The sequence below is a fragment of the Roseateles asaccharophilus genome (genome assembly GCF_031458115.1).
GTDB classification, from domain to species: Bacteria; Pseudomonadota; Gammaproteobacteria; order Burkholderiales; family Burkholderiaceae_C; genus Pelomonas; species Pelomonas asaccharophilus_A.
In genome coordinates this window covers 147,338-165,230 of record NZ_JAVDXV010000005.1, presented here as the reverse complement: position 1 = coordinate 165,230, position 17,893 = coordinate 147,338, and the positions used below count along the sequence as shown (strand labels likewise).

The 17,893-nt window shown below is 69.3% G+C and carries 15 protein-coding genes; 13 read left to right on the top strand and 2 right to left on the bottom strand.

Going from position 1 to position 17,893, the window contains the following annotated elements; genetic code table 11:
• Positions 1 to 2 precede the first annotated feature (2 nt).
• Positions 3 to 1,736, bottom strand: coding sequence for an ABC transporter ATP-binding protein/permease (locus tag J2X21_RS13955; RefSeq protein ID WP_310329566.1), 1,734 nt, complete (start codon positions 1,734 to 1,736; stop codon positions 3 to 5).
• Between the two features lie 170 nt (positions 1,737 to 1,906).
• On the opposite strand from J2X21_RS13955, the gene ggt reads away from it, so the two are divergent.
• Complete coding sequence (gene ggt / locus J2X21_RS13950; RefSeq protein WP_404667342.1) at positions 1,907 to 3,625, top strand: gamma-glutamyltransferase; 1,719 nt, start codon at positions 1,907 to 1,909, stop codon at positions 3,623 to 3,625.
• Between the two features lie 28 nt (positions 3,626 to 3,653).
• On the opposite strand, the gene J2X21_RS13945 is transcribed toward ggt, so the two are convergent.
• Entirely contained in the window at positions 3,654 to 4,349 is a 696-nt protein-coding gene (locus tag J2X21_RS13945) for a GntR family transcriptional regulator (protein ID WP_310329564.1), read from the bottom strand.
• 141 nt (positions 4,350 to 4,490) lie between these two features.
• Between J2X21_RS13945 and pruA the strand changes: the two genes are divergently transcribed.
• The 12 genes from pruA to J2X21_RS13885 all read left to right on the top strand — a co-directional run bounded on the left by pruA (position 4,491) and on the right by J2X21_RS13885 (position 17,882).
• Positions 4,491 to 6,164 carry an L-glutamate gamma-semialdehyde dehydrogenase gene (gene pruA, locus J2X21_RS13940; RefSeq protein ID WP_310329561.1) on the top strand — a complete coding sequence of 558 codons (1,674 nt, stop codon included), beginning with the start codon at positions 4,491 to 4,493 and terminating at the stop codon, positions 6,162 to 6,164.
• A gap of 37 nt (positions 6,165 to 6,201) precedes the next feature.
• A complete protein-coding gene (locus J2X21_RS13935; RefSeq protein ID WP_310329558.1) occupies positions 6,202 to 7,302 on the top strand; it encodes an ABC transporter substrate-binding protein in 1,101 nt (366 codons plus the stop codon).
• Positions 7,303 to 7,394: 92 nt separating this feature from the next.
• Complete coding sequence (locus tag J2X21_RS13930) at positions 7,395 to 8,303, top strand: branched-chain amino acid ABC transporter permease (protein WP_310329556.1); 909 nt, start codon at positions 7,395 to 7,397, stop codon at positions 8,301 to 8,303.
• On the top strand, positions 8,296 to 9,183 hold the full coding sequence (locus J2X21_RS13925) for a branched-chain amino acid ABC transporter permease (RefSeq protein ID WP_310329555.1): 888 nt from the start codon (positions 8,296 to 8,298) through the stop codon (positions 9,181 to 9,183). Before J2X21_RS13930 ends, J2X21_RS13925 begins: the two co-directional genes overlap by 8 nt.
• Positions 9,180 to 9,974, top strand: coding sequence for an ABC transporter ATP-binding protein (locus J2X21_RS13920; RefSeq protein WP_310329551.1), 795 nt, complete (start codon positions 9,180 to 9,182; stop codon positions 9,972 to 9,974). The genes J2X21_RS13925 and J2X21_RS13920 overlap by 4 nt, the downstream gene beginning before the upstream one ends.
• Before the next feature lie 11 nt (positions 9,975 to 9,985).
• Positions 9,986 to 10,705 (top strand): ABC transporter ATP-binding protein, encoded by a 720-nt coding sequence (locus tag J2X21_RS13915; RefSeq protein WP_310330058.1) that lies wholly within the window; start codon positions 9,986 to 9,988, stop codon positions 10,703 to 10,705.
• An 18-nt stretch (positions 10,706 to 10,723) separates the two neighbouring features.
• Entirely contained in the window at positions 10,724 to 11,824 is a 1,101-nt protein-coding gene (locus tag J2X21_RS13910; protein WP_310329549.1) for an ABC transporter substrate-binding protein, read from the top strand.
• A 7-nt stretch (positions 11,825 to 11,831) separates the two neighbouring features.
• On the top strand, positions 11,832 to 13,379 hold the full coding sequence (locus J2X21_RS13905; protein ID WP_310329547.1) for a methyl-accepting chemotaxis protein: 1,548 nt from the start codon (positions 11,832 to 11,834) through the stop codon (positions 13,377 to 13,379).
• 67 nt (positions 13,380 to 13,446) lie between these two features.
• On the top strand, positions 13,447 to 14,478 hold the full coding sequence (locus J2X21_RS13900) for a porin (protein WP_310329545.1): 1,032 nt from the start codon (positions 13,447 to 13,449) through the stop codon (positions 14,476 to 14,478).
• 63 nt (positions 14,479 to 14,541) lie between these two features.
• Entirely contained in the window at positions 14,542 to 15,027 is a 486-nt protein-coding gene (locus tag J2X21_RS13895) for a hypothetical protein (protein ID WP_310329543.1), read from the top strand.
• A gap of 8 nt (positions 15,028 to 15,035) precedes the next feature.
• Entirely contained in the window at positions 15,036 to 17,057 is a 2,022-nt protein-coding gene (locus J2X21_RS13890) for an alkaline phosphatase (protein ID WP_310329541.1), read from the top strand.
• A gap of 60 nt (positions 17,058 to 17,117) precedes the next feature.
• Positions 17,118 to 17,882 carry a class I SAM-dependent methyltransferase gene (locus tag J2X21_RS13885; protein WP_310329538.1) on the top strand — a complete coding sequence of 255 codons (765 nt, stop codon included), beginning with the start codon at positions 17,118 to 17,120 and terminating at the stop codon, positions 17,880 to 17,882.
• Positions 17,883 to 17,893: the final 11 nt, after the last annotated feature.

The window sequence follows — 17,893 nt, the reverse complement described above, 5'->3', positions numbered from 1 at the left end:
CTTCAGGGCTTGGTCTTGCTGCCCGGCGTCGCCGAGGCTTCGTCGGCCTGCAACGTCGCGTCCGGGGTCTTGAACAACTTCCAGCGCCCGCCGCCGGTCAGTTGCAGCACGCGGCGGTGGAAGCTGGCGACGGCGGCACGGTGGGCGATGCTGATCAGCGTCGTGCCGCGCTCGCGCAATCGTTCGTACAGGCGCTTCTGGTTGGCGTCGTCCAGCGCGCTGGTGGCTTCGTCCAGGATGGCCACACGCGGCGCATGGACCAGCAGCCGCGCAAAGGCCAGGCGCTGCTGCTCGCCGCCGCTGAGCACCTTCTCCCAGTCCTCCTTGCGGTCCAGGCCACTCTCGCTCTCGGCCAGGTGGCGCAGCTGCACCTCGTCCAGCACCTTCAGCAGCGCGTCGTCGTCCAGCTCGGTGTGCGTGCTGGGGTAGATGAGCTGGCTGCGCAGCGAGCCGGTCTGCAGGTAGGGGCGCTGCGGCAGGAAGAACACGTCCTCCTGCGGCGGCTGGTCGATGCGTCCGCCCCCTTGCGTCCACAGGCCCGCGATGGCCCGCAGCAGCGAGCTCTTGCCGCAGCCACTGGCGCCGGTGATCAGCAGCGATTCGCCGGCGGGCACGGTCAGCGACAGATCCTTCACCAGCACGCGGTCGCTGTCGGGCGCCTTCACGGTGACGTTGGACAGCTTCAGGTCCTGCGCCGGCTGCAGGTCGATGCCGGCGGCCGGCGGCTCCTGCTGCAGCTTCTCGGCCATCACGTGCAGGCGGTCGATGCCGGCGACGAAGCGCGACAGGCTCTCGAAGTTCTCGACGATCAGCGACACCGCGCTCAGCACCGCCGCGAACGCGCCCGCGGCCTTGACGGCTTGGCCCACCTCCAGCGCGCCAGACAGCACCTGGCCCGCCAGCACGACGAAGGGCACCAGCAGGCTCAGCTGGCTGAACGAGCGCTGGAACAGGTTCAGCAGGAACTGGGCGCGAATCATCTTCTTCGTGTTCAGCAGCGCGGCGCGCAGGCGCTGGTCCAGTTGGTGGCGCTCCTGCTCTTCGCCGCGGTAGAAGGCGATGGACTCGGCGTTCTCGCGCAGCCGCATCAGCCGGAAGCGGAAGTCCGCCTCGCGCTTGAGCTGCCAGAAATTCAGCCGGATCAGCGGCCGGCCGAACAGGCCGATGGACAGCACCGTGCCGATCAGCGCATACGCGATCAGGAAGCCCACCAGCATCTTCGACAGCCCCCACAGCACCGTGCTGAACGCGACCAGCTGCATGGCCGAGCCGAGCAGAATCAGCATGAAGTTCAGCGAGCGGCCGGTGAAGGTGTTGATGTCGTCGGCGATGCGCTGGTCGGGGTTGTCGACGCCGGCCAGCCGGAAGTAGGCGCGGTCGCCGAGATAGGCGTCCAGGTAGCGGCGCGTCAGCCAGCGGCGCCAGTCGTTGGCGTACGCGTCGCGCGACGCGTAATAGAACGCATAGACCGGCACCGCGATGCCCACCACCCACAGCATGCCGCGCACGGCTTCCCAGAAGCGCTCTTCGTCGCGCGCTGCGAGCGCCGAGGTCAACTCGCCGGTCTTGTCATTGATGAGCACCGCCAGCTGCGTGTCCAGCAGCATCAGCGCGATCAAGCCCACCAGTACCGCCCATGCCACGCGCTTGCGGTCGCCCATCCAGTAGGGCTTGGCAACCACGAGGAAACGCCCCCAGGCGGAGGGCGCATCGGCGGCGACGGTAGCGGTGGTCATGGAGCAGGTTGCAGAGGTCTCGACGTTGCCAAGGCTAGGCCTGAGATGTCACCGGGCGTGTCGGACGGCGCGCTGTGCCCGCGTCACCCGCCAACTCGATTGACGGGATGGGTGGGCGAGGGCGGTAGCAGTAAGGTCGGCCGCGTTGTCAACGAGATGGAGTCCGCGCGATGAGAGCGATGAAGAATCTGGCCGTGGTGGTGGCGACCTTGTGGGTTGGCGTGACCGTGCAGGCCGCGTCGGTGGCGCCCGTGGCCGCCGAGAACGGCATGGTGGTGACCGCCCAGCACCTGGCCACGCGCGTGGGCGTGGACGTGCTGAAGGACGGCGGCAACGCGGTGGATGCGGCCGTGGCGGTGGGCTACGCGCTGGCCGTGGTCTACCCGGCGGCCGGCAACCTGGGCGGCGGCGGCTTCATGACCATCCAGCTGGCCGATGGCCGCAAGACCTTCCTCGACTTCCGCGAGAAGGCACCGCTGGCCGCCACGGCCAACATGTACCTCGACAAGGACGGCAACGTCATCAAGGGCCTGAGCACGCGCAGCCACCTCGCGGTGGGCGTGCCGGGCAGCGTGTCGGGCCTGGAGTACGCGCTGAAGCGCTACGGCACGATGAAGCGCGCCACCGTCATCGCGCCGGCCATCCACCATGCGGAGAAGGGCTTCGTGCTGGACCAGGGCGACATCGACATGCTGCACAGCGCGACCGACGATTTCCGCAAGGACCCGGCCACCGCCGTCATCTTCCTGAACAAGGGCGAGCCGTTCCAGGTGGGCCAGAAGCTGGTGCAGAAAGACCTCGCCAACACGCTGAAGGCCATCCGCGACAAGGGCGAGGCGGGCTTTTACAAGGGGCCGGTGGCCGCCGCCATCGTCGCCAGCAGCCAGGCCGGCAAGGGCATCCTGCAGCAGGCCGACTTCGACCAGTACGCCACGCGCGAGCTGAAGCCGGTGGAGTGCGACTACCGCGGCTACCGCGTCGTGTCGGCGCCGCCGCCCAGCTCGGGCGGCGTCATCATCTGCGAGATCCTGAACGTGCTGGAGGGCTACCCGTTGAAGGAACTGGGCTTTCGCTCCGCGCAGGCCGTGCACTACCAAATCGAGGCCATGCGCCACGCCTATGTGGACCGCAACAGCTATCTCGGCGACCCCGACTTCGTGAAGAACCCGCTGGAGCGTTTGCTGAGCAAGGAATATGCGGCCCAGATCCGCGCGGTCATCCAGCCGGACAAGGCCGGTGTGTCCAAGGACATCAAGCCCGGCGTGGCGCCGCACGAGGGCAGCAACACGACGCACTACTCCATCGTCGACAAGTGGGGCAACGCGGTGTCGGTGACCTACACGCTGAACGACTGGTTCGGTGCGCGGCTGACCGCCGCCAAGACCGGCGTGCTGCTGAACGACGAGATGGACGACTTCACCGCCAAGGTGGGCGTGCCCAATCTGTACGGCCTGGTGCAGGGTGAGGCCAACAAGATCGAGCCGGGCAAGCGGCCGCTGTCGTCCATGAGCCCCACCATCATCAGCAAGGACGGCAAGCCGGTGATGGTGGTGGGCACGCCGGGTGGCAGCCGCATCATCACCGCCGTGCTGCACACGATGATCAACGTCATCGACTACGGCATGGATGTGCAGGAGGCGACCGACGCACCGCGCTTCCACCAGCAGTGGCTGCCGGAGGCCACCAACGTCGAGGACTTCGCGCTGTCGCCCGACACGCGCAAGATCCTGGAAGGCTGGGGCCACAAGTTCGCCGAACCGCAGCCGGCCAACCACCTCGCGACCATCCTTGTCGGTGCACCGAAGCTGGGTGGCAAGCCGGTGGGCAAGAACCGCTATTACGGTGCCAACGATCCGCGGCGCAACTCGGGGCTGGCGGCGGGCTACTGATCGAACAGGCCGCCGCGAGCGGCCTGCCTTAGAACGTCGCCTGCATGAAGCCGCTGTTGCGCACCAGGCCGCCGATGGCGCCGCTGCGTGCGCTGGCCATCAGTTCCTTCTTGGTGTCGAGGATGTGCACTTCCAATAGCGCGGCAACCTGATCGGCATCGCGTGCACGGGCGGCCTCGACGATGCGGAAGTGGTCTTCCTGCGGCTTGTCCTTGCCGGTGGCGCGAGACATGGCGGCGTGCGTGTAGCGGTCGGTGTTCAGGCAGAACTCCTCGATCAGCCGCACCAGCCGCTTGTTGTTCGCCGGCGCCGACAGCGCCAGGTGGAAGCGCCGGTTGTGCTCGGCCCATTCCGGGATGGTCTGCGCTTCTGAATAGGCGGCCAGGATGGCCTCCATCGCCTGGAAATCGCGCTCCACCATGTTGGGCACGGCCAGCCTCGCGGCATGGCATTCCAGCGCGACGCGGATGTCCAGCAGCTCGCAGATGTCTTCCACGCTCATGCCAGCCACGACGGCGCCGCGGTTGAGCTGGTGCGCGATCAGGCCCTCGGCTTCCAGCTGGCGCAGCGCCTCGCGCACGGGAATGCGGCTGGCGTTGAAGCGCTCGGCCAGCGCGTCCTGGCGCAGCGGCGTGCCGGCAGGCAGCGCGCCGCTCAGGATGTCCTCCCGCAGCTGATCGCGGATGTCCTGGTGCAGGGCCTTGGCTTCCTTCATGGCGGGCATGTCTTGTCTCGTCGGGCGATTTGTTCTGTGTGGCGCCACCGCATCGCCACGAAGGCTGCCTGCGGGTAAAGCCCATTGTCCAACAGGATCCTCCATGTATAAGATTGGATCCAATCAGTATTTGAATGTATTCATAAGGTGATGAACAGGATTCAAGAAGCCGGCGCATCCGCCACACCCGCTCGCACCCAATGGGGGCAGCCCCGCTATGCCGCGCACAACGAACCGGTGCTGGGCTATGCCCCTGGCAGCGCCGAGCGCGCCGCGCTGGCTACCGAACTGCGCACGCAGGGCGAGCGCACGGTGGACGTGCCGCTGGTCATCGCCGGCCGTGCGGTGATGACCTCCACCCAGGCCGACGTGGTCTGCCCGCACGACCATGCGTACGTGCTGGCGCGCACGGCGCAGGCCGGCCAAGCCGAGGCGCAGGCGGCCATTGCCGCATCGCAGGCCGCCGCGGCCGACTGGGCCAGCTGGCCGCTGGAAGCGCGCAGCCGCATCTTCCTGAAGGCCGCCGAACTGCTGGCCGGCCCGTGGCGCCAGCGGCTGAACGCCGCGACCATGCTGGGCCAGAGCAAGACGGCCGTGCAGGCCGAGATCGACTCGGCCTGCGAGCTGATCGACTTCCTGCGCTTCAACGTGCAGTTCGCGCAGGAGATCGCCGCGCAGCAGCCGCTGTCGTCGGTGGGCGTGCGCAACAGCACCGACCACCGGCCGCTGGAAGGCTTTGTCTACGCCGTCACGCCGTTCAACTTCACGGCCATCGGCGGCAACCTGGCCATCGCACCGGCGCTGATGGGCAACACGGTGATCTGGAAGCCGTCGGCCACGGCGTCACTATCCAACTACCTGTTCATGGAGTTGCTGCACGAGGCCGGCCTGCCGCCGGGCGTCATCAACTTCCTGCCCGGCGACGCGCAGGCCATCAGCGCCGAGCTGCTGGCCTGCCCGCACCTGGCGGGCATCCACTTCACCGGCTCCACGGCCGTGTTCGACCAGCTGTGGCTGCAGACGGCGCAGAACCTGCCGACCTACCGCGCCTACCCGCGCCTGGTGGGCGAGACCGGCGGCAAGGACTTTGTCGTCGCACATGCGTCGGCTGACGTCGATGCGCTGTGCGTCGCGCTGCTGCGCGGCGCCTACGAGTACCAGGGCCAGAAGTGCAGTGCCGCGTCGCGCGCCTACATCCCGGCGTCGCTGTGGCCGCTCGTGAAGGCGCAGCTGCTGGACCTGATCGCCACGCTGCGCATGGGTGATGTGACCGACTTCGGCAACTTCATGGGCGCCGTCATCGACCGCCGCGCGTTCACGCGCCTGTCGCGTGCCATCGCCGCCGCGCGCGACGACAGCGGCGCGCAGGTGCTGACCGCCGCCAACCCCGACGACCGCGTGGGCTACTTCGTGCCGCCGACGCTGGTCGAGGTGGCGGACCCCACGCATGCGCTGATGACCGACGAGCTGTTCGGCCCCGTGCTGGCCGTGCATGTGTACGCCGACGCGACGTGGCCCGAGCTGCTGAAGACCGTGGACACCAGCACGGCCTACGCGCTGACCGGCGCCGTCTTCGCGCAGGACCGCGCGGCGCTGGCCGAGGCCGATGCCGGGTTGCGCAACGCGGCCGGCAACTTCTACGTGAACGACAAGCCCACCGGCGCCGTCGTCGGCCAGCAGCCCTTCGGCGGCGCACGCCGCAGCGGTACCAACGACAAGGCCGGCTCCGCGCTGAACCTGCTGCGCTGGGTGTCGCCGCGCACCGTCAAGGAAACGCTGGTGCCGCCCACCGACCACCGCTATCCGCACATGGCTTCGGCCTGAACCCGATCCGCTTCCCACCCCAACCTGGAGATTCGCTATGACCTCTCGACGCCTGTTCGCTTCCGGCCTGTTGTTGGCCGCCGTCCTGCCTGCTCACGCGCAGGACACCATCAACATGGGCGCCGTGCTGTCGCTCACCGGCTCCAACGCCACCGTCGGTGAAGACGTGCGGCGCGCCGTCGTGCTGGCGGCCGAGAAGGTCAACGCGTCCGGCGGCGTGCTGGGCAAGAAGTTCAACGTCATCATCGAAGACTCGGGCGGCAACGCGACGACGGCGCTGAACGCCGCGCGCAAGCTCGTCAGCGTCGACAAGGTGCCGGTGGTCATCGGCGAGTACAGCTCCGGCATCACGCTGCCGACGGCCCAGTACCTGGTGAAGGAAGGTGTGACCCACATCAACATCGCCAGCACCAGCATCAAGATCCGCGATCTGGGCGCCACCTCGTTCAACCTCATCGGCCTGGAGAACCTGGGCAACAAGTTCTCGGCCGCCGATGCGTGGGCGCTGGGCTACCGCAAGGTGGCCATGATGGCGCCCAACAACGCCTACGGCCAGGGCGTGGCCCACGGCTTCCGCGAGGAGTTCACCAAGCTGGGCGGCCAGATCGTCAGCGAACTGCTCTACACGCAGGGCCAGAGCACCTACCGCCGCGAGCTGCAGCAGATGTCGCGCGCCGAGCCCGATGCCTACATCTACACGGCCTACGGCCAGGAGTCCGCGGTGCTGAACCGCGAGGCCATGGAGCTGGGACTGCGCGCCAGGCCCTGGTACGCGATCCTGCTGAGCATGAGCCTGTCCGACACGCCGGCAGACATCGCCAAGGGCCAACTGGGTATGGAGGTCGGCAACGTCTACGGCGACGCCGGCAAGGCCTACCAGGCCGCGTTCAACGCCAAGTACAAGGAAGGCACCAAGACCTCGTACACGGGCTATGCGTACGACGCCGTCATGCTGACCGCCGCGGCCATCAACAAGGCCAAGTCCACCGAGCCGGCCGCCATCCAGGCCGCGCTGAAGGAACTGGGCAAGGGCGGCTACGTGGGCGTCACCGGCCCCATCGCGTTCGACGCCGACCGCCAGCGTATCGACCCGCCGTACGCCAAGCTGAAGTACGACGGCAAGGTCGTCCCCCGCTGATCTCCTCGCTCCCGCACTGATTACTCCTAGAGCCCCCCACCCGCACGGTCTTGGCCGTGCGGGCTGGGTCAGGCCGCCCCTGCAGTTCCCCAATGCTTCAATTTCTCATCGACACGCTGTTGCGTGCTTCGGACCTGGCGCTCGTCGCGCTGGGGCTGAGCATGGTCTACGGCCTCGTCAAGTTTCCGAACATCGCGCACGTCCAGTACGCGATGCTCGGCGCCTACCTTAGCTTCGCGCTGCGCGCCGCCGGTCTGCCGCTGGTGGCCGCCATCGCCGTGGCCTGCGTGCTGACAGGCGCGCTGACGCTGCTCCTGCACCTGCTCGTCTTCCGCCGCCTACTCAAGTCGGGTCCCGCCATCACGATGATCGGTTCGCTGGCCGTGTCCATGCTGGTCGTGGCCGTCATGCAGGGCTTCGCCGGCTCGTTCCCGCGCATGTTCAACCTGCCGGTTAGCGCACCCTGGCAGTTCGGCGGCGCGATGCTGACGCCGCTGCAGGCGACGACGCTGGGCGTCAGCCTCGCCGTGCTGGCGGCCTTTTGCGGCCTGCTGTTCTACACGCGCATGGGCCGCGCGCTGCGGGCGCTGTCGAGCAACGCGCCGCTGGCCGCGGCCTCGGGGCTGAATGCCGAGGGCCTGACGCGTGGCGTCAACTTCGCCAGCGGCGCGCTGGCGGCGCTGGGCGGCTCCATGCTGGCGCTGTCCAGCGGCGCCCACATCAACCTGGGCCACGACATGCTGCTGCCGGTGTTCGCCGCCGCCATCCTGGGCGGGCTGGGCAACCCGATGGGCGCGGTGGCCGGCGCGGTGCTGATCGCGCTGACCGAGACGGCCGTCACCAACATCAACTTCGGCCCGCTGCTGCAGCTGCTGGGCGGCCAGAACGCGATGGTCTTCATGCCGGTGTCGTACATCGGTGCCGCGTCCTTCCTGATGCTGCTGCTGGCACTCCTCTTCAAGCCCTACGGCTTGTTTGACCGGGAGGTGCGCCGTGTTTGATTTCCTCGTCTCCTCCTTCACCATCGCCGGCATCTACGGCCTGATGGCGTTGGGCCTGAACCTGCAGGCCGGTTGCGCCGGGTTGCTGAACTTCGGCCACATCGCGTTCGCGGGCCTGGGCGCCTATGCCACCGGCATCGCCATCCAGGCGGGCTACCCGCCCGCCGCGGGTGCGGCGCTGGGTATCACGCTGGCCTGCGGCCTCGGCTGGTGCATCGCACGGCTGGGCCGCCAGTTGGCGTCCGACTACTGGGGCATCGCCACGCTGGCCATCGCCGAGATCCTGCGCACCGTCGCCACCAACGAGGGCTGGCTGACCAACGGCGCGCAGGGCATCAGCGCCATCCCGTCGCTGTTCGAGCACTGGCCGCGGCCGTGGGATGCCATCGGTTTCCTGCTCGTCGTGCTCGCGCTGCTGGCGCTGGCCGCGTGGGCCTGCACGCGCATCGCCGATGGCCGCTTCGGCCGCGCGCTGCGCCTGATGCGCGAGGAGCCAGCGCTGGCCCGCTGCATGGGCTACGACCTGAAGTCGCTGAAGACGCGCGCCATCCTGGCCGGCGCGGCGCTGACGGCCATCGCCGGCTCGCTGTATGCGCACTACATGAGCTTCGTCGGCCCCGACTACCTGCTCGCGTCCGAGACCTTCGTGCTGTGGACCATGCTGATGATCGGTGGCATCGGCAACGCCTCGGGCGTGCTGGTGGGCGTGGGTCTCGTGCAGGCGGCTTACGCGGCGGTGCCGTTCGCGAAGGACGCGTTCCACCTCGACTCCGACGTCTCCGGCGCGCTGCGCCTGGGGCTGATCGGCCTGATCCTGCTCGCCTGCCTGATGTGGCGCAGCGAGGGCCTGGTCAAAGAACAACTGCGCAAGATCCCATGACGACGAGCACACACCAACCCATTCTCCAGGTGCGCTCGCTGGCCAAGGCCTTCGGCGGCAACAAAGTGCTGCAGGACGTCAGCTTCGACGTGCAGCCTGGCGAGATCGTCGGCCTGCTGGGGCCTAACGGCTCGGGCAAGAGCACGCTGCTCAACACCATCACCGGCTTCGAGGCCATCGATGCGGGCCAGGTCTTGCTGCAGGGCAAGTCCATTGGCGCGCTGCCGGCCCACCGCATCGTGTCCGACGAGGGCGTCGGCCGCACGTTCCAGCTGCCGTCCATGCCCACCAAGATGTCCGTCATCGAGGTGGCGATGGCGGCCGCCACGAAGCAGCACGGCTTCTGGGGCACGCTGCTGAACAGCCGCGCCGCGCGCGACGCCGAGGCCGCCGCGCGCGCCAAGGCCACCGCGCTTCTGGACGAACTGCTGCTGACCAAGGTGCGCGACCTGCCCGCGTCGGCGCTGTCCGGCGGCCAGAAGAAGCTGCTGGGCATCGTCTGCGCGCTGATGGGCGAGCCACGCCTGCTGATGCTGGACGAGCCCACGGCCGGCGTGCATCCCAACCTGCGCAACGACATCGTCAGCGCGCTGAAGCGGCTGAACGAACAGGGCATGACGCTGGTGGTCGTCGAGCACGACATGCATTTCATTCGCGAGTTGTGCACCCGCTGCGTGGTGCTGGATCGCGGCCACATCGTGGCCAGCTGCGCACCGGCCGAGCTGGCGCAGAACGAACGCGTGCTGCAGGCCTATCTGGGCGGTGGCAACAAGCACAAGGAGGCGGCATGAGCGCCCGGGACATGATCGTCGTTGAAGACGCCATCGCCGGCTACACGCCGGAGGTCGACATCCTGCGCGGCATGAGCGTGCGCGCCGGCCACGCCGAGATCGTCACGCTTCTGGGCCCCAACGGCTGCGGCAAGAGCACGTTGCTGAAGACCATCGCCGGCTTCCTCACGCCGCGCAGTGGCCGCGTGCTGCTGGAAGGCCAGGACGTATCGGTCATGCCGGTGCACCGCAAGATCCAGCGCACGGGGCTGGGCTTCGTGCCGCAGACGGAGAACGTCTTCACGTCGCTGACCATCCGCGAGAACCTGCAGGTCGGCGGCCACCACCTCGCCGACAGGCAGGTGCGCGAGCGCATGGACGAGCTGTGCGCGCACTACCCGGTGCTCAAGCGCAAGTTCAACGACCCCGCCGCGTCCATGTCCGGCGGCGAACGCCAGATCCTGGCGCTGGCCCGTGCGCTGATGCCGCGCCCGCGCATGCTGCTGCTGGACGAGCCGTCCGCCGGCCTGTCGCCCAAGATGCTGGGCGAGGTGTTCGAAGCCATCGTGAAGATCCGCGACAAGGAGGGCGTCTGCATCCTGATGGTGGAGCAGAACGCGATGGAGGCGCTGCGCATCTCCGACCGCGCCTATGTGCTGTCCATGGGTCGCGTCGCGCTGACCGGCGCGGCCGCTGACTTGATGGACGACCCGCAGGTGCGCGAGCTCTATCTCGGCGGCCGCGCCGCCTGAGCCATCGCAGCAGCAGCCATGCCACGCATCGCCCTCGCATTGCTGCTGCTGTTCGCCACCTTGCTGGCGCGGGCACAGGCGCCCATCCTGCTGGGCACCAGTGCGCCGTTCAGCGGCGCGTTCGCCGAGTACGGCCAGGAGTACCGCAAGGGCGCGGATGCCTGCCTGGCGCGGATCAACGCGGCGGGCGGCGTGCGCGGCCGGCCCGTCCGCATCGATTACCTGGACGATGCCTACGACCCTACCCGCACGCAGGCCAATGCCCGCGAACTGCACAGGCGTGGCGCCGTGGCCTTCGTCAACCTCGTCGGCACCGGCAGCCTGCTGGCGCTGGCTCCCGTGCTGGACGAGCTGAAGACGCCCGTGTTCGGCGTGTCCAGCGGCGCAGCGCAGCTGCGCGAGGACAAGCCCGGCCAGCGCTGGATCTTCCACACCAAGGCCAGCTATGCCGACGAGTTCCAGGGCTTCGCGCGGCTGCTGCCCACCATAGGCATGACACGCCTGGCGCTGGTCTACCAGGACAACGCCTTCGGCCGTGCCGGGCTCGCCAGCGCCATGGCCGCCATGCCGTCGCAGCCCGAGCCCATCGTGCTGGGTCAAGGCACCGACGCGCTGGCCCGCGCCGTGCAGCAGGCCCGGGCCGCCGAGCCGCACGCGGTGCTGCTGATCGCGGCCGGCGCGCAGGCGCCCGAGTTCATCCAGGCCTACCGCGCGTCGGCAGGCACGAGCGCGCGCGTGGCGGTGCTCAGTGTCGTCGGCGGGCGGCTGCTGACCGACAAGCTGGGTGAGCAGGTCGCCGGCATCATGACCTCGCTGGTCTATCCCAACCCCTGGAGCCCCGGTCGCCGTGCGAGCCGCGAGTACCAGACCGCCATGCAGCCCACCGGCCAGCCGCTGTCGCTGCTGGGCCTGGAGGGTTGCCTGAACCTGCGCTTCGCCGTCGAGGCGCTGAAGCTGGCCAGCCCCGACGCCAACGGCGCCGCGCTGCGCCAGGCCGCAGAGCGCGGCATCCACCTGGACCTGGGCGACTTCCAGTTGCGCCTCAACCCCGGCAGCCGCAGCGCGTCCCGCTACACGTCGCTGGGCATCTACCGCGCCAGCGGCCGAATTTCTGAATGACGTCCGAATGAAGCTCTTCGCCTCCACGCTGTCCCTGCGGGCCCTGCTGATCTCGACGATGGCGGCGCTCGCGCTGCTGCTGGCTGCGCTGGGCGGTCTGGGCCTGCACAGCCTGCACGGCGCCAACGAGGACCTGCGCAACATGGTGCAAGCACGGCTGCGGCCGATGGAGCAGTTGTCGCGCGTCAGCGCCGCGCTGGACCAGAGTCGCGCGGGCGTCGTGTCGGCCATCGTCAGCCCGCTGGAGCTGGAGCGCGACATGCAGGCGTTGGATCTCGTGCTGCAGCGTGGCGACGCCGACTGGCTGGCCTTGCGCGCCAGCCCGCAGGACGCGCGCTTCGACGAACCGGCCCGGCGCTTCGAGGCGCAGCGCGACGAGTTGCTGAAGCAGGGCGTGGCGCCGGCGATGGAGGCGCTGCGCGCGTTCAACGTGCCGGGCGCGACCGAGCTGTACGGGCAGAACCTGCTGCCGCGCTTCGGTCCCGCGCGTGCCACGCTGGACGAGCTGGTCAGCCTGCAGCAGCGCCTGGCGGCCGAGGACTATGAGGCTTCGCAGGCGCATCACCGCGTCGTGCTGGTCGTGTCGCTGGCCGCCGTCGCGGCCGGGCTGCTGCTGTGCGGCGTTGCCGGTTGGCGGCTGGTGCAGGCCATCTCGGCCCCGCTGGACCAGGCCGTCGGCATCGCGCAGCGCGTCGCCGCGGGTGATCTCAGCCAGCACATTGCCGCCGGCGGCCGCCAGGAGACCGCGCGCCTGCTGGCGATGCTGGCCGACATGAACCAGGGCCTGCAGCTCATCGTGCGCGAGGTGCGCGCTGGCACCGAGCAGATCGTCAGCGCGTCGGGCCAGATGGCCGTGGGCCATGCGGACCTGTCGGGCCGCACCGAGCAGCAGGCCGCCGCCATCCAGCAGACCGCCGCGACGATGGCGGCGCTGACCGAAGCCGTGGAGGGCAACGCTCGCCATGCCGCTGAGGCCGACGCGCTGGCCCGGGGGGCGGCCGATGTGACGCGTGCCTGCGGCGACACCGTGGGCCGCGTCGTCACTCAGATGGCCGCCATCGAGCAGGCAGCGGGCCGCATCGCCGACATCGTCGCGTTGATCGACAGCATCGCGTTCCAGACCAACATCCTGGCGCTGAACGCCGCCGTCGAGGCCGCGCGCGCGGGCGAGCAGGGCCGCGGCTTCGCGGTTGTCGCGAGCGAGGTGCGCGAGCTGGCGCAGCGTTCGTCCGGCGCGGCAAAGCAGATCCGCCAGCTGATCGACGCCACCGCCGATCCCATACGCGCCGGTGCCGCGCTGGCCGGCGAGGCCGGCCAGACCATGGGCCGCGTCGTGGGGCAGGTCGGCGAGGTCAGCGCCCGCGTGGAGGCCATCGCATCGGCCAGCCAGCGCCAGCAGCAGGACATCGCCGCCACCGGCGCCGCCATCCAGGTGATGGACCAGGGCCTGCAGCAGAACGCCGCGCTGGTGGAGCAATCCAGCGCGGCCACCGAGGCCTTGCAGCAGCAGGCCCAGGCGCTCGCGCGGCTGGTGCAGCGCTTCCGCCTCGACTGATTTCCGCGGGCGGCCCGTGCGGCGCCTGCTTTCTCCCCGCGTTTCCTTCAACAACCAGGACTCAAAGATGAAGAACCGTCTGAAAACCCTCGCGCTGACCGCTGCGCTGTTCGCCGCCGCAGTGCCCGCCGTCGCGCAGACCGCCACCACCAACGTCACGCTGTACGGCCTGCTGGACGTCTACGTGCAGCATGGCAAGGGCACCGCGACCGGCTGGGCGCTGCAGTCCGGCGGCCAGAGCGGATCGCGCCTGGGCGTGCGCGGCAGCGAAGACCTCGGCGGCGGCCTGTCGGCCGTGTTCACGCTGGAGAACGGCATCGCGGCCGACACCGGCACCGTCACGCAGGGCGGCGTGTTCTGGGGCCGCCAGGCCTTCCTCGGCCTGTCCAGCAAGGAGTGGGGCGCGCTGACGGCCGGCCGCCAGTATTCGCCGCACTTCTTCGCCAGCGTCGCCAACGACATCTTCGGCACCGGCGTGGGCGGCGGCTTCGCCAGCTTCGTGACGACGACGGTGTTCCGCGTCGACAACTCCGTGACCTATGAACTGCCGAAGATCGCCGGCGTGCTGGGCGGCTCCGTCATGCAGTCGGCCGGCGAGGGCGGCGCTGCCGGCACCAAGGCCACCAGCGCCCATCTGCGCTACGCCAGCGGTCCTGCCGGCCTCAGCCTGGCCTATCTGCAACGCAACACGGTCGAGAAGCAGAAGCTGCTGTCGCTGGCCGGCAGCTACGACTTCAAGGTCGTCAAGCTGGTGGCGGGTTGGCAGGACGTGAAGAACCTCACCGGCGCGCTGGGCGCCGCCGACGACCGCCGTGAGGTCTGGCTGCAGGCGGCCATCCCCGTCAGCGCCTCGGGCACCGTGCAGCTGGGCGCGGCCCAGGCCAAGGCGAGCGGCGCCACGGGCAAGGACGCCAAGCAGTGGACGGCCGGCTACTCGCATGCGCTGTCCAAGCGTACCAATCTGTACGCGATCTACACCCAGGTCGACAACGGCACTGCCACCAACTACACGACCGGTGGCGCCACCGGCGCCGGCCCGGCCGTGACGGCCGGCGTGGACGCCACGGCGCTGACCTTCGGTGTTCGCCACAGCTTCTGAGTGGTTCGTCATTGAATTGACACGCGGGAGCACGAGCATGCCGGGTTTCACCAAGGATCCTGCATGCGACTGCGCTCCCTGCTGCCGGCGTGGGCCGTGCTGTGCGGGCTGGCGATGCCGGCCAGCGCGCAGCCGCTCGCGCTGGCCTTCTCCGACTTCTTCGCCCAGCCCATAGGTCCGCGCGGGCTGCAGCCCAGTGCCGCGCTGAAGGCAGCCGCCGGGCGCGAGGTGCGCATCACCGGCTTCATGGTGCGGCGCGAGAGGCCGCAGGCCGGGCAGTTCCTGCTGACGCCGCGGCCCGTGACCATGGCCGAGCATGCCGACGGCGAGGCCGATGACCTGCCGCCGTCCACCGTCACCGTGCAGCTGGACGCCGCGCATGGCGACCGGCTCGTCGCCTACCAGCCCGGCCCGCTGACGCTGACCGGCCGCCTCGAATTCGGCCCCGCCGAGGACGCGACCGGCCGCATTTCCTGGCTGCGCCTGCAGCTCGCGCCTGCCGCGCTGGCCGAACTGCCGTCCGCCGCCCAACCCGCCCACTCGCATTGAGCCGCCTCATGAAGTCATTGCTGCTGTTCGCCGCGCTCGCCGCCGGCTCCGCCATCGCCGCCCCTACCGTGACCCGGCTGACGCCGCCCAGTGAGCTGTTCGCCAGCGGCCTGCCCGAGCCGGTCATCGCGCGCTTCCTGCCCGGCCAGCGCTTCGACCTGCAGGCCACCGTGAAGGCCGACGCCGGCCAGAAGATCATGGCCGTGCGCTTCCTCATCGCCGGCAAGCCGGTGGCGGAAAACACGGCGCTGCGCGACTGCGCCAGCGGCTGCGTGAAGGGCCTGACGGCCGAGTCGGCGGTGGCCAGCGTGCGCGCCGTGTCCATGGCGGCTCCCGGCCGGCATGAGTTCAGCGTCGAGGCCACGCAGACCGACGGCCAGAAGGTCGTCGCGAAAGGCAACTTCGACATCGTGCCGTTCACCACCGCGATGGGGCCCAAGGTCAGAAACCTCATCATCGTCGTGGGCGACGGCATGGGCGCCTCGCAGCGCACCGCCGCGCGCATCGTGCACGGCTACGCGCAGGGCAAGGCCAGGCAGCCGCTGGCGATGGACGGTTTCAGCGCGACCGCCATGGTCAAGACCGCGTCGCTGAACAGCATCGTCACCGACTCGTCGCCCGGCATGACGGCCTATGTCAGCGGCAACAAGAACAACAACAATGAAGAAGGCGTGTTCCCCGACGACACCGTGGACGCCTTCGACAACCCGCGCGTCGAGTACCTGTCGGAGTACCTGCACCGCACGCAGGGCAAGCAGCTGGGCATCGTGACGACGGCCGATGTGTTCGACGCGACGCCGGCCGGCAACGCCGTGCACACCAGCAACCGCAGCGCGGGCACCGGCATCGTGGACCAGTTCTTCGACGACCGAGCTCGCACCGGCCTGACGGTGCTGATGGGCGGCGGCCGCAAATGGTTCCTGCCCGCCGGCACGCCGGGCTCCGCGCGCAGCGACAGCAACGACTACGCGTTCTCGGCCAGCGACGCGCACACGGCCGACATCGTCAAACGCTGGGGCGCGGCGCCAGGCGCGATGGACAAGGGCCGCGACCTGATCGCCGACTTCCAGCGCGCCGGCTTCCAGTACGCCGCGACCAAGGCTGATCTCGACAAGACCGACGCGGCCAGGCCGCTGCTGGGTCTGTTCGCGTTCTCCAACATGAATGTCGCGCTGGACAAGATCAACGGCCGCCGCGGCAGCGACAAGAACGGCCTGGGCGGCGGCAGCGTCGTCGCCGATTACGGCCTGCCCGACCAGCCCATGCTTGACGAGATGGCCGCCAAGGCGCTGGACGTGCTGAAGAAGGCGCCCCAGGGCTTTGTGCTGATGATCGAGGGCGCGTCCATCGACAAGCAGGCGCATGCGATGGACACCGAGCGCTGGATGCTGGACACGCTGGAACTGGACCGCGCCGTGCGCGTCGCGCAGGACTTCGCCGCCGAGCGGGGCGACACGCTGGTCATCGTGACGGCCGACCACGAATGCTCGGGCGCCGCGCTGATCGGTGGCGCGCTGGTCACCGACAAGGCGCTGCAGGAACTGGCCGGCAAGAAGGGGGTGGCCAACCTGCGCAATGCCGTGGTGGGCCCGTATGAGAAGGCCGGCTTCCCACGCTACAAGATCGCCGCGGACGGCTATCCCGAGACCACGGACATCGACTACCGCATGCTGGTGGGTTACGGCGCGAACGCCGATCGCTACGAGGACTGGCGCACGAAGAAAACGCCGCAGCGCGACAGCCAGCAGCCGTTCGGCACCGAGGCGCCGCTGCGCTGGTACCCCGCCAACGCGATGGAGCGCGACGACGCCGTGGGCGAGTACCTCGTCACCGGCCAGGTGCCGGGCGACTCGGCCGTGCACACGGCGACCGACATCCCGCTGTCCGCCTACGGCCCCGGCGCGCTGGCCTTCACGGGCGTCATCGACAACACCGACGTGTTTTTCAAGCTCGCGCAGGCGGCGGTGAGGGGCGTCGTGGCACCGGCCGAAAGTTCGGGCGCGAGGAAGCCATCCAAGCCCAAGCGCTGACCTTTGTCAGGGGTTTGCAGGCGGCACGATACTGGCCGCCCCACAAGGAGACCCCTGCCCATGAAGACCTGGCTCATCGCTTCGTTTGCTCTCGCCGCCGCCGCGGCTCAGGCCCAGACGGCCGACCCGCTGAAGGCCGCCGTGGCGGCCGACCACCGCACCGTCGGCAACGTGGCCCGCGACGCGGCTCGTCACCCCTACGAGACGCTGAGCTTCTTCGGCATCAAGCCCACCGACACGGTGGTGGAGCTGGCGCCGGGCGGTGGCTGGTACACCGAGATCCTGGCGCCCTATCTGCGCGAGCAGGGCCAGCTCTATGCCGTGGCCGGCGCCAGCACGCGCTTCAAGGCCAAGATGGATGCGCTGCCGGTCTATGGCAAGGTCAAGATCACGACCTTCGACGCCGCCAAGGGCCAGGTCGAGATCGCACCGGCCGGTACGGCCGATGCCGTGCTGACCTTCCGCAATGTGCACAACTGGATGGACAACGGTACTGCGCAGGCCGTGTTCGACGCCGCCTTCAAGGCGTTGAAGCCGGGCGGCGTGCTGGGCATCGAGGAACACCGCCTGCCGGCCGCGCGTGCGCAAGACCCCAAGGCCAAGAGCGGCTATGTGCATGAGGCCGTGGTCATCAAGTTCGCCGAGACCGCCGGCTTCAAGCTGGCCGCCAAGAGCGAGGTCAATGCCAACCCCAAGGACACGGCCGACCATCCGGATGGCGTGTGGACGCTCCCGCCCACCTACGCGCTGAAGGACAAGGACCGCGCCAAGTACCAGGCCATCGGCGAAAGCGACCGCATGACGCTGAAGTTCGTGAAGCCCTGATGGAGGCGGCG